The sequence below is a fragment of the Massilia sp. CFBP9012 genome (assembly GCF_034045115.1).
In the GTDB taxonomy this organism is placed as follows: Bacteria; Pseudomonadota; Gammaproteobacteria; order Burkholderiales; family Burkholderiaceae_D; genus Telluria.
Genome location: NZ_JAXCWM010000028.1, coordinates 1 through 11794 on the forward strand (window position 1 = coordinate 1; position 11794 = coordinate 11794).

Sequence of the window (11794 nt, forward strand, 5' to 3'; positions counted from 1 at the left end):
CCCACCCCTTCCCATCCCGAACAGGACCGTGAAACGACTTTGCGCCGATGATAGTGCTGCAACCAGTGTGAAAGTAGGTTATCGTCAGGCTAGTTATATAGAAAAAGCCCGCTCAATGATTTGAGCGGGCTTTTTTGCATTCTGAATTACGCTCCAGATCGCACTTTCTGCAATCTGTCGGGCCAATATGCAGTTCAGCGCTTGCCTTCCAAGACAGATCGGGTGTCGTGAAAGAATGGAATTCTCCAAACTCGAGCGATTCCGATCCCATGTCCCCACAAACGAACGCCGGTCGCAACAACGTCCTTCCCATTTTCTTCCTGCTGGGCTGCCTGTCGATGCCGGGATGGGTATCTGCCGCTCCCGCCACCGCCAGCATCGACACGATCGCGGGCCGACAGATCGAATCGCTGACGATCAGGAACCCGGATGCGAACGTCAGCGTCGTCTTCGAAAACGGCTTGCGGGCGACGGTGGCTGGATGGGACAAGGTCATCGAATCGCTGGCCCCGGAGGCGTCGATCTTCGCCTATAACCGCCCTGGCTATGGCAACAGCCAGGAAACGGGAACGGCGCGCGATGGCGGAACAATCGTCGAGGAACTCAGGCAGACCCTGAAGCAAAAAGGCCTGGCGCCTCCGTACATCCTCGTCGGTCACTCGCTCGGAGGCTTGTACATGCAGCTGTTCGCCAAGCGCTATCCCCAGGAAGTCAGCGGCCTGGTGCTGGTCGATCCGCTGCTGCCCGGCGTCGTCAAGAAATCCGATGAGTTCCCATTCTGGGCCCGCGGCGCCAAGCGGCTGTTCTTCTCGAGCACCGTCAACAAGGAGATCGACGCCATTCATCAGACCAGCGAACAGGTGCTATCGCTGGCCCCCATTGACGATAAGCCGATCGTCATGCTCATCAACAAACCGAAGGACGCGACCGCGGTCGGCGTCGATTTCGGCGCATTCAACAAAGATCAGAAGACAAGGGAATTCGTGAGCAGGCTGTATCCGAAAGCAAAAAGAATCATTGTCGATTCCGACCACCAGGTACAGCGTCAGAATCCTGCTGAGGTAGTTGACGCAATCAGGTCAATCATCGCGAAGCCGGCGCCAGGAGAATAAAACTCAGGTATCGGGGAGGTGGTCGACATCATCGTCTGCGAAGTCGCCACCTTCCCGCCATTCAAGAATGTCACCTGGTTGGCACGCGAGCTTCTCGCAAATCTTCTCAAGGGTTGAAAACCGGATACCTCTTACTTTTCCCGACTTCAGCAACGACAGATTCTGTTCTGTAATACCGATATAACTGGCCAGCTCTTTGGACTTTAATTTGCGTTTGGCGAGCATCACATCGAGATTGATAATGATTGCCATCAGATAAAGCCCTCGTTCTCTTCGCTCAAACGACGGCCCTCATGCATCACGCCGGCGATCAAGTAGAAAAGACTACAAACAAGAATCAGCAACAATTCGCTCGAACTGACATTGATCGAGATCGGGTAGCGCTGACCGTTACCCAGCAAGTTGAACGCAATGTCCCGTACCGGTTTTTCCAGCGTAAACAGCACGATGGCCAGGAGGATTGCCCCTGCCGATGCACGCAAGCGCGCGATGGTATCGATTGCAAATATCTGACCTTGCTGGAAGCGGCTCAAGGTCTGGCCCAGCCGGACAAAGCCGAACGTCAGCGCCCCGAGTCCCGGCACTCCGATCAGGACGCCCATGATTTTCTGAGAGACGGATAACTCGTTCACCAAGCCCTCTCTCATCCCCTCAGGGTCAAGTTGAATAAGCAGTGGTCCAAGTTCTAATGGCATCGGAACTATCCAGGGAAGCAAAAAAAATACAATTTGAATCGATAAGAAGATCAGCAGGAGCCAACGAATAGCACTGCAAAGACGAAACAGCGGAGACAGCTGCAGCTGGTGAGATTCGACCTTATTCATGGATCGCGTACGCCTTTCAGCTGGTGCCGCAACAATTTTATTGATGTGGCAATTGTTATTGTACTTCAGCAAACTTCTCTCGTGTTGCTTCGCTTTCAACGGAGAAAGGACAGTTGATTCTAGTCCAGAGCTTTTTGTTATCGCTAAACAATAAGATATTACTGCTTGACAGCATTTTCTACCCATCGTAGACTTTATTTGTATTTACAACAACCAACAGTCCCTAGCAGGATTGACAGGGCCAAGAGATGCTTCGAAACGGTCAATTGTGACACTCAACTCATCATATCGATGGAGGAACAACATGCAAGCATCCGATCTCACCATGGACGAATTCTCCATTGAAATCCTGGAAAGTCGCTTCGAGATGGAAGCGATGGTCGAGCCACTGCCAGAGACAGATTGGAAGTCGACCTGCACCTATGCGGACCTCTTTGGAAACCGGCAGTAAAGAGAGCTTCATGACACGCATTCCATGATTTCAATGCAAGCTCAGGTGTATCTACATTGCGGAACCGGCCAGGCTCACCATGTCGAATCACGACACTTCGATCCCTTTGCTAAAAGGGAACATCACCATCGTCGCCTACGAGGAGGCTGACGCCGGGTCGGCACGGCAGTATCTCCTGACCCTTGGTGACAATTACTTTTTGATCTCGGTCAAAGCTAGGGCACTCATCCTTACCTTGCTGCGCAACCCAGCAACGCAGCTACAACTGGAAAGCGATTTCGCTGCAGAAACCGGCGACCGCATTCCTGCCACAACACTCATCGCGCTCGCGAAACAAACCTTGCCGCCGATCCTGTTTCTCGACACGCCGCCGCCGCTGCCGAGGAAGCCGTTCATCGTCAATGCGACGCTCATATCTCCTCGACACGCTGCGCGCATGGCTGCCTGGCTCGCCTGCTTGTTCAAGCCCCAGTGCGCCATGCCAACGGTTGCCCTGTTCGTGCTGGTTCACGCGATGGTCCTACCCGACGCTTTACACACCGTGCATGGCGCCTGGACCGTTCCGCAAACTTGCGTACTTGTCCTGCTGTTCCTGGCCAGCGGCTTGTTTCACGAATGCGGCCATATCGCTGCCTGCCGCTATTTTCGGTGCGACCACGGCGGTATCGGATTCGGCCTCTACCTGGTGTTCCCGGTCTGGTACGCTGACGTGACGCACGCCTGGCAATTACAGCGGCGCCAGCGTGCCATAGTCGATCTCGGAGGCGTGTATTTCCAGGCGATCTTCCTGATTGCCGTCGATGTAGTTGCCATCGTCAGCGGCGATCCGGTCGCCTTCAAGCTCGCGTGGCTGGTCACCTTTGCCATGCTGTTGACGCTCAATCCCGTCTTCAAGTTCGACGGGTATTGGCTGCTGTCGGACCTGAGTGGTCTGCACAATCTTCACCGGCAGGTGCGGCAGTCGATCTTCACGTTGATCGCGCGGGCAATGCGTAAACAAAGCGCGTCCAGGCCACCATTGCAGGGGACGATCCTGCATGCATATCTGCTGTTAAGCGCGTGTTATTTCTTCTATATCGGCCTGTTTCTAGGGCGCGAACTTATATCCTCAGGAGTCTTTCTTGCGTCAATGACCAACGCCGACTGGCAGATGTCGATCTCCATGGATCGCGTGGGCTGGGCAGAAGCCGCATCGGCGATAGGTCATGGTCTTGGAATATTGGTATGGCCGCTCATGATCATGTTAGCCAGCATGCTCTTTTTGAAACGGCTCCGTTTGGGAATGGGCGTGGTCGTGTCCAGCATTCGCGAGGCCCGCACGCTGCCTTCCCGTCGTCACTCTATCTAGGGGATTCCGATGTTTTCGCGTACGAATACGCTTGTCCAGCCTGCCTCCCGGCACCGGGGAACGTCGCTACCAATCAATAAACCGCCCGATACTGAGCGACTTATCCAGCAGACTGCGGCTGGAATGGCTTATTACCTCGGCTTGACCGATGAGGACGCGACATTGCGCGCACAAGCCGCATGCGAACGGCGTCAACGCCGGCATGGCGGACAGCCGTTCAGCGATGGTCCGATGGTGCCACCCGATCAAGCTAAGAAACACATCCAGGTCGCGCTCAACAAGAATGGCTCATGCCTGATGGCATTGCCGTTCAGTGGAGCGGGGCTGGAACTCTTGCACGAGATGGCTACTGCAGGCGATTTGCCACTGATCCTGATCGAGAGTCCGGCGCTCGCCAAACTGTCCCAGATCATGGGCACGACCATCGGCGACCTGCCACGTTGCCAGACCCATGAAGTCATCAAGCACGTCAAGATTCAGGTTGGCCAACCTCAGGCGGTTGTCTACGTCAGCTTCCCCGAGTTGCATACCCTGTCGGCGGGGACGACGACAAGCACGAGCTTCCTCGGCAAGGCATGCCGTTTTTCGGTGCTCGACCCGTTGTTGTGCCGGTACGGTATCAAGACCCTGCTGACGATCGGCTACTTCCCGGCCACCGCCGGCGTCGGTCCGGAACTGGTCAGCTGCGATGCGCCGGCCACCGGCCCGGAGGGAAACAGCCAGGCCATGACGACGCTGTTGCGTTGGCTGCTGGGACATTTACAGGTATCGGCCTCGATCGCGCCGGACGACACGCTCTCGTGGCATCACCTGTATCGCGCAAGCGCGCATTGCTACCAGATCGAACGGCACAACCGGATCGAGCAGCTGGAAGCCTACTTCATGGCCTGGAAGCGTTCGCCTGGCGGCATGCCCGAGGCGCTTTCCCGCATCGCGGCCGCGCGCGTGGCCGCGCTGCGCAATGCGACATGAGCCCAGTGGAGGGATGACCAAATGGCTTATTTCCCGGAACTGGTCGTGCGGTGCAGGATCGCCGCCTCACGCGCCCGCCTGCTGCTGTCGAGCGGCGAGGCCGCGGCCATGCTTGAAAAACGCATTGACCATTCGATCCGCACGGTATTTCCCGACATTTCCGCCGCAGCGGCGCACGACCTGTATGTGCGCCATTGGGTGTCGATGCGCAAATTCGCGCTTATCAAACAGTACCTGACCTTGCTGCAGGCCGACGAGCTCAATACCTTCCTCGATCGTTATGTCCGGGTCGAGGGACGCGAGCATCTCGACGCCGTCGTGGAGAGCGAGGCGCCAGTGATCTTCGTGACTCCTCATTACGGCAATTTTGCAGCAGGATGCCTGAAGCTGATCAAGGAGATCGGTCACCGTAAAACGATCAATGCCTTTTACAACCCGCCGTTGAAGAGCCGTGCTTCGCAAGGCTTCGAAGAGTTGTTCCATCGACTTGGATACGGATATCACGCGCTGTTCAACGACGATACCGCGGTGCTGAAAGCGCTGCGGGTACTCAAGCGCGGCGAAGCGTTGACGATGATGCCGGACGTGTTCGACATCACCGGGCACGTGTTGTATGTGCCGTTCTTCGGTCGCCTGATCCCGGCCATGGCCGGCACGGCCCTGTTCGCAATAAAGGGCCGGGCCAACGTCATCGTCGGCTATAACTGTCCGGGCCCCGGACTGGCCTCCACCCTGAAGCTTGGCGCACCGATCTACTACGAGACAACCGGCGACCTCGAGACCGATCTCCCGACGCTGACGGCTGCCATTTTCAGCGAATTGGAAAGGCAGATCCGGGCGGAGCCCGAGCACTGGATCTACCTGCCGAAGATGGGGGATCTGCTGGCCGACCGTCTTCCGGTGAACGCGAACGGGCATGCCGAATGGATGGGCAAGCTCGATCATGCCACGCGCCAGTTCGCCTCGGTGTTGCCTGAATGGCCGAACATCATGGATGAGCTCAAATCGATACCGTTGGAGACCGCAGCCAGTCACGAAGCTTGCTCGACAATAAAGCCGCATACTGATCCCGACCCTGGTAATGGTCAGGAGAGTCCTACAGTGTGCCGACCACTTCTCCTATAGAGGCACTCACCCCCGGGGCGCATGATGAAATTTCTTGTTCAGCAAAGCGGAGGATCGCGATGAAGTCGAAAGAGAAGGTCAAGGGTGTCGACAACCGTGCACGCGGTAGCGCAAAACCAAAAACCTTGATGGTGGCCGAGGGCAGCCTGCAGTCCAGGGCGCCCGGCTATGTCATGCCGGGTGGGCTCGACACGCTTTTCCCAAGAGGGAACACCGGATCCATGCAATCGGATTCGACCGGACGCGGCCAGCGCGCCGGCGCCGGTTCGCAGGTCGGCGGATGGAGCGCCCGCCAGCAGGCCCAGCGCATGCAGGCGCGCGGCGAGCAGGACCGCCTCGGCGAATCGCGGCAGTCCGGCGGCGGCATGGAGCAGTACCAGCCGTCTGCGGATTCCGGCAGCAAGCAAAAAGGCTGACACATCAGGACCTCGACCGTCCATGAATACCACCGACCCGGGCCATGCCCGGGTTTTTTGTTATCGGCGTCGAAGACTCGGTGCGGCAGGCCACTGCCAGCTTGCCGGAATCTGGTGCACAATGCCCTTACTACATTGCCATTTACACACAGTGCATTTACACATAGGAATAGCATGAACGAACAGGTCGCACGCAACGTCGTGCTGGTGCGCTCGATTGAATACGCCGATGTTGCCCACACGGTCCTGAGCGACGACGATCGCATGTACGCCACCCGCAGCGCGCGCGAGCTCGCTGCCTGGCAGGCGGCCGACAGTCATATGGCGGCCAACCAGCATCACTTCCTGCAGCAACGCGCGGAGCAAATCCTCAAGCGCCTGGGTGAACGCACGCCGGCCTTCGGCGCCTTCGCCCGGCGCGCTCCCGGCATGAGCGGCATCTGGATCGCGCTGCCATTCCTGGCGTTTCTGCTTGGCGCCGCGCTCGACCGCATCGCCGATCCGCACCGCGTCGACCTGCTGTCGGCGCCGCTGCTGGCGATCGTCGGCTGGAACCTGCTCGTCTATCTCGGCCTGCTGGTCTGGGCCATGGTGCCGGCCGCGCGCCGGCACAAGAGCGGCACGCCGCTGCTGCGCCGCCTGAGCGTCGGCAAGGCGGTCGCGCCGCGCAAGCTGCCCACCGCGCTGGCCGAAGGCGTCGGCCACTACCTGGCCGATTGGGCCGTGCTGAGCGAGCCGCTCACGCGCGCCCGCCTGGCCCGCACCTTCCACCTGGCGGCGGCCGGCTTCGCGCTCGGCGCCGTCGCCTCGCTGTATGCGCGCGGCCTGCTCACCGCGTACGTCACCGGATGGGAGAGCACCTTCCTCGATGCGCAGCAGGTGCACACGCTGCTGTCATGGCTGTTCACGCCGGCGTTGGCCGTGTTCCCATTCTTGCAGGGCTTCTCGCCCGCCGAGATCGAGCAGCTGCGTTTCGGCGGCGCGGCCGGCTTGCCGGTCGGCGACCGCTGGGTCCATCTGTACGGCGCGACCTTGCTGCTGCTGGTGATCCTGCCACGCGTGGTGCTGGCACTGGTCGCGGGCGTGCGTGCAGGTCGCCTGAAGCGCAACTTCCCGATCGATCTCGACCAGCCTTATTACCGCAAGCTGGCCGACAGCATCGGCGCCGGCACGCCGGCCGTGCTGCGCGTGATCCCCTACAGCTACACGCTCGACGAACCGCGCGACCGCGGCCTGTGGGCGATCGCCGCCGCGGCCCTGGGCGGACAGACGCGGGTGCAGTTGCTGCCGCCGATCGGCTATGGCGTCGAGCTCAAGGACGCCTTGCGCGACGCGACCTTGAAAGAAGCCGGCATCACCGTGACCACGGTACTGTTCAGCCTTGCCGCCACGCCCGAAAAGGAAAACCATGGCGCGCTGCTCGACTACCTGGTCAAGCGGGTGCCGCGCGGCGTGGCCGTGCTGCTCGACGAGTCGCCGCTGCTCGAGCGCATCGGTGAGCAGGTGGGCAGCGAGCGCGTCGCCGAACGCCACGCCCTGTGGCGCCAGTTCTGCAGCTTCCACGGCACCTCGGCCCACGTCGTCAATCTGCTCGAGCCCGACAAGCACCCGCTTGAACTGGGCGCGGGCCTCGCCTTGCCGGAGCTGCGATGATCACGCCCGCAAAAATCCAGTTCGCACTGGTCTCGCACACCAATAACGGCAAGACCACGCTGGCGCGCACTTTGGTCGGCATGGACGTCGGCGAGATCCGCGACGCTGCCCACGTGACCCAGATCTCGGAGGGCTACCCGCTCCTGAACACCGAGGAGGGCGACTCGCTGGTGCTGTGGGACACCCCGGGCTTCGGCGACTCGGTGCGCCTGCACAAGCGTCTCGCGCTGGCCGGCAATCCGATCGGCTGGTTCCTGCGCGAGGTGTTCGACCGCTACCGCGACCGCCCGTTCTGGCTCAGCCAGCAGGCGCTGCGCGCGGCCAGGGAAGAGGCGGACGTCGTGCTCTACCTGGTCAACTCGTCCGAATCGCCGCAGGATGCCGGCTACCTGCCGTCCGAGATGAAGATCCTCGAGTGGCTTGGCAAGCCGGTGGTCGTGCTGCTCAACCAGGTCGGCCCACCGCGTCCGGCACACGAGGAACAGGCCGAACCGAAACGCTGGAAGCAGCACCTGGCGCAATACCAGGTGGTGAAGGAAGTGCTGCCGCTGGACGCTTTCGCCCGCTGCTGGGTGCATGAACACGTGTTCTATGAATCGGTGGCTGGCCTGATCGCAGAGGAAAAGCGCCCCGCCTATACACGCCTGCTGGCCGCATGGGCCGAGCGTAACCGCGTGCGCTATGCGAGCGCGCTGAACATGAGCGCCGAGCAGATCGCGGCGGCGGCGCGCGACAGCGAGCCGCTGGGCGAAGAACGAGGGGGCATGCTGCGCACCGCATTGAAGGCGGTCGGCATCGGCAAGGACGAGCAGCGCCGCCAGGATCTCGCGATGGCGGCGCTGGTGCAGCGGCTGAACGACGGCATCAACCATGCGACCGCGCGCATGCTGTCGCTGTACCGCATCGATCCCGGGCAAGCGGTGAACGTGAACGCGCGCGTGCGCGAGAACTTCGCGGTGCGTGCGCCGGTGGACAAGGCGCAGGCCGGGCTGCTCGGCGCGGTGGTGTCGGGCGCGGCGACCGGCTTGTCGGCGGATGCGATGGTGGGCGGACTGACCCTGGGCGCCGGCGCGCTGCTGGGCGCGATCGCCGGCGGCATCACGGCGGCCGGCGCGGCCTGGGGTTTCAACCAGGGCACGGACCGCAACCAGGCCAATGTGAAGTTCGCCAATCCCTTCCTGCAAACGCTGCTGGCCAGTGCCATGCTGCGCTACCTGGCGGTGGCGCACTTCGGCCGGGGACGGGGCAATTATGTGGAGAGCGAGGCGCCGCCGTTCTGGCAGGCCGAGGCCGAGCAGGCGATGAACGGCGTCGGCATCAACGGGGATCGCCTGTGGCAGGCGGTGCGCGAAGCGCCGGACCTGGGCGCCGCCACGAGGCTGGTCGAGGCGGTGCTGGTGCCGGCGGTGACGGCGACGCTCGAGCGCCTGTATCCCGATGCCGCGCTGCCGGGAGCGCCGGCGCAGGCAGCGCCGGCGGCGCCGACATTGGACAAGGACGCTCTTACCGGAACTGGTACTGCGCGCTGACGCCCAGGATCCAGTTGCGGCCGGGGGCCGCTTCGTAATAGCGGCGGTTGGTGTCGCCCACGATGACGGAGCCGACGTAGTCGCGGTCGAACAGATTGTTCAGGCGCGCGAACTGGCGCAGCTTCCAGGCGCCCAACTGCTGGCTCGCCTGCACGCGGGCGTTGACGATCGCATAGCCCGGCGCCGGCGTGGCGTTGTTGGTGTCTTCCGCATACACGTGGCTGTTGGCGATGGTCTCGAGCGCCGCGCCATAGGGGCCGGCCGCTTCCTTCCAGCCCAACTCACCATAGAAGCTCGTCTTCGGCAGGCCGGGCAGGCGGCTGCCTTTCGGCACCGCGCCAAAGGCTTCGTCATAGACCGCGTGCAGCATGCTCAGGGCCAGGCGCGCATTCCAGCCGGCGCCGAGTTCGGCGTCCACCGACAACTCGCCGCCCTGGCGCAGGGTGGCGCTGGCGTTGCGGTAGCTGGTGCGTCCGCCCGACGAGGCGTCGACCACCAGTTCGTCCTTCGTCTTCACCTGGAACACGGCAGCGTTGACGCGCACGCCGCTCGCCACCATGGCTTTCACGCCGGCTTCGAGATGGGTGCCGATGGCCGGTTCGAGCGCGAAGTTGAAGCCGCCACCCGTGCCTGAATAAAACGATTCGTTCATCGTCGGCGTTTCGAAGCCGCGTGCCGCGCTGGCATACACGTTCAGGGTCGGCGAGATTTTATAGAGCACGCCCACCAGCGGCGTCGTGTGGCGGAAGTCGGCGCCGCCGCTATCGTCGCCATTGGACAGGTAGCGGTCTTTCACGTCGAAGTCCACGCGGCTATGGCGCACGCCGCCGCTCAGCACCCAGCGGTCGCGTTCCCACTCCAGCTGCACATAAGGATCGACGCTGGTTACTTCGTTCTGTTCGTCGCGCCGTAAATTGCCCTTCACGCCGAAGGTATCCCCGACGAAGTTTTCGAAGCCCTGGCGCGCATCCTTCGAGCGCGCCAGTTCCAGGCCGGCCGTGGCGCGCATGGTGCCGCCGGCGACCTGGCGCACCGCGCGCCAGTTGGCGTCGATGCCGTAAAAGTCGCGGTCGAAGTCGATCACGCCGCCCGAGTGGCTGCTCGGCGCCTGGAAGCCGCGCGAGAACGACTGGTACTGGACGACGCGGCGGTTGCCGCCGTAGGCGGTCACCTGCAGGCGGTCGGCGCCGAACTTCTGTTCATACGTCGCGCCAAATTGCTGGTGGTCGATGCTCTTGCGCGTGTCGTAGCGATCGGCCAGCGTGCGTTGGGGCGTCTGCGTATCGGTGGTGTCGATCTCGCCCGCGCGCGGGTCGCGCTGATAAGTGGCCCAGGTAACGCCGAGCGGGTCTTGCGTATCGTCCTGGCGCAGGCCGCTCGCCGTCAGCACCAGGCGGCTGGTCGACGAGGGTTCGACGACCAGCTTGGCGTAGGCCTGCTTGCGCGTCGCGGCGCTGTGGTCGCGGTAGCCGTCGGTCTCGAAGCGCGAGGCATCGAGCAGGTAGCCGATGCCGCCGCTGCGGCCGGATGCATTGGTGTCGAACTTGCGCTGGCCATAGCTGCCGCCGGTGAAGCTGGCTTCGACCGTGGGCGTATCGGTCGGTTCGCGTGTAAAGAGCTGGACCACGCCACCGGAATGGTTGCCATATAAGGCAGACATGGGGCCGCGCAGTACTTCGATGCGCTCGGCGAGATCCAGGTTGAAGGTCGCGGCCTGGCCCTGGCCATCGGGCATGGTGGCCGGGATGCCGTCCGCCACCAGGCGCACGCCGCGCACGCCGAAGGCGGAGCGGGTGCCGAAGCCGCGCGAAGAGATCTGCAAGTCTTGCGCATAGTTCTCGCGATTGCGCACCACGATGCCCGGCACGGCGACCAGGGCTTCGGAAGCGTTGACGCGCAGCTGGGTGTCACCGATCTGCGCCGCATCGACGACGTCGACCGCGGCCGGCAGGTCGAAACTGGTGTGTTCGGCGCGGGTGCCGCTCACCACGACCACGTTCATCGGGTCGCGAATCTCTTCAGCGAGGACTGCCAGGGGCCAGCAGGCGCAAACGGCGGCGATCGCCGTGCGGCGCAAGACGGTGTGCTTCATTCTTTCTCCAATGGTGCGTAGCAAGTGCGAGAGGGTAGGGGCCTTGCCAATCAGCCAAGGAATATACCTTGCAACGGAGTATTACGTGCGCACGGAAACAATCCCGCAAAATGATGGCTGACTGAAATAGCTAAAACATGTTTCGCATGGGGTCTTGCCGAACCCAGTCGAGGTTTGCTATAGTTCGCCTCCGCTTCGGCATGACCGAAAAATGTTAACGTAATCAAGCGGTTACGGTAGCAAGATCGGCAGAGAAATCTGAGACGAAGCGA

At 61.8% G+C, this 11794-nt stretch carries 11 protein-coding genes and 1 rRNA gene; 9 read left to right on the top strand and 3 right to left on the bottom strand.

The genetic code is table 11. The features are described 5' to 3' along the window. Both rrf and SOM61_RS26225 read left to right on the top strand, forming a co-directional pair. Positions 1-90: ribosomal RNA gene (gene rrf / locus SOM61_RS26555) — 5S ribosomal RNA — on the top strand; the annotation flags it as partial. A gap of 179 nt (positions 91-269) precedes the next feature. Then, positions 270-1112 (top strand): alpha/beta fold hydrolase, encoded by an 843-nt coding sequence (locus SOM61_RS26225; RefSeq protein WP_320476800.1) that lies wholly within the window; start codon positions 270-272, stop codon positions 1110-1112. Positions 1113-1115: 3 nt separating this feature from the next. Here SOM61_RS26225 and SOM61_RS26230 read toward each other — a convergent pair whose 3' ends face one another. Together SOM61_RS26230 and SOM61_RS26235 are read right to left on the bottom strand one after the other, a co-directional pair. Continuing rightward, complete coding sequence (locus SOM61_RS26230; protein WP_320476801.1) at positions 1116-1364, bottom strand: helix-turn-helix domain-containing protein; 249 nt, start codon at positions 1362-1364, stop codon at positions 1116-1118. Further along, the gene (locus SOM61_RS26235; protein WP_320476802.1) at positions 1364-1936 is read right to left on the bottom strand and encodes a DUF2975 domain-containing protein; all 573 of its coding nucleotides are present in this window, start codon (positions 1934-1936) and stop codon (positions 1364-1366) included. The genes SOM61_RS26230 and SOM61_RS26235 overlap by 1 nt, the downstream gene beginning before the upstream one ends. A gap of 304 nt (positions 1937-2240) precedes the next feature. Between SOM61_RS26235 and SOM61_RS26240 the strand changes: the two genes are divergently transcribed. The 7 genes from SOM61_RS26240 (at position 2241) to SOM61_RS26270 (ending at position 9430) form a co-directional block, all read left to right on the top strand. After that, positions 2241-2387, top strand: coding sequence for a hypothetical protein (locus SOM61_RS26240; protein ID WP_320476803.1), 147 nt, complete (start codon positions 2241-2243; stop codon positions 2385-2387). 79 nt (positions 2388-2466) lie between these two features. Beyond that, entirely contained in the window at positions 2467-3735 is a 1269-nt protein-coding gene (locus SOM61_RS26245) for a hypothetical protein (RefSeq protein ID WP_320476804.1), read from the top strand. A 123-nt stretch (positions 3736-3858) separates the two neighbouring features. Continuing rightward, entirely contained in the window at positions 3859-4707 is an 849-nt protein-coding gene (locus SOM61_RS26250; protein WP_320476805.1) for a hypothetical protein, read from the top strand. A gap of 21 nt (positions 4708-4728) precedes the next feature. Beyond that, positions 4729-5832: a lysophospholipid acyltransferase family protein gene (locus SOM61_RS26255; protein ID WP_320476806.1), complete on the top strand. Its 1104-nt coding sequence runs from the start codon at positions 4729-4731 to the stop codon at positions 5830-5832. A gap of 59 nt (positions 5833-5891) precedes the next feature. After that, a complete protein-coding gene (locus SOM61_RS26260; protein WP_320476807.1) occupies positions 5892-6248 on the top strand; it encodes a hypothetical protein in 357 nt (118 codons plus the stop codon). Between the two features lie 174 nt (positions 6249-6422). Continuing rightward, complete coding sequence (locus SOM61_RS26265) at positions 6423-7901, top strand: DUF2868 domain-containing protein (RefSeq protein ID WP_320476808.1); 1479 nt, start codon at positions 6423-6425, stop codon at positions 7899-7901. Then, on the top strand, positions 7898-9430 hold the full coding sequence (locus tag SOM61_RS26270; RefSeq protein WP_320476809.1) for a DUF3482 domain-containing protein: 1533 nt from the start codon (positions 7898-7900) through the stop codon (positions 9428-9430). The genes SOM61_RS26265 and SOM61_RS26270 overlap by 4 nt, the downstream gene beginning before the upstream one ends. Here SOM61_RS26270 and SOM61_RS26275 read toward each other — a convergent pair. After that, the gene (locus SOM61_RS26275) at positions 9405-11522 is read right to left on the bottom strand and encodes a TonB-dependent receptor family protein (protein ID WP_320476810.1); all 2118 of its coding nucleotides are present in this window, start codon (positions 11520-11522) and stop codon (positions 9405-9407) included. The two genes, SOM61_RS26270 and SOM61_RS26275, sit on opposite strands and share 26 nt — an antisense overlap. Positions 11523-11794 lie beyond the last annotated feature (272 nt).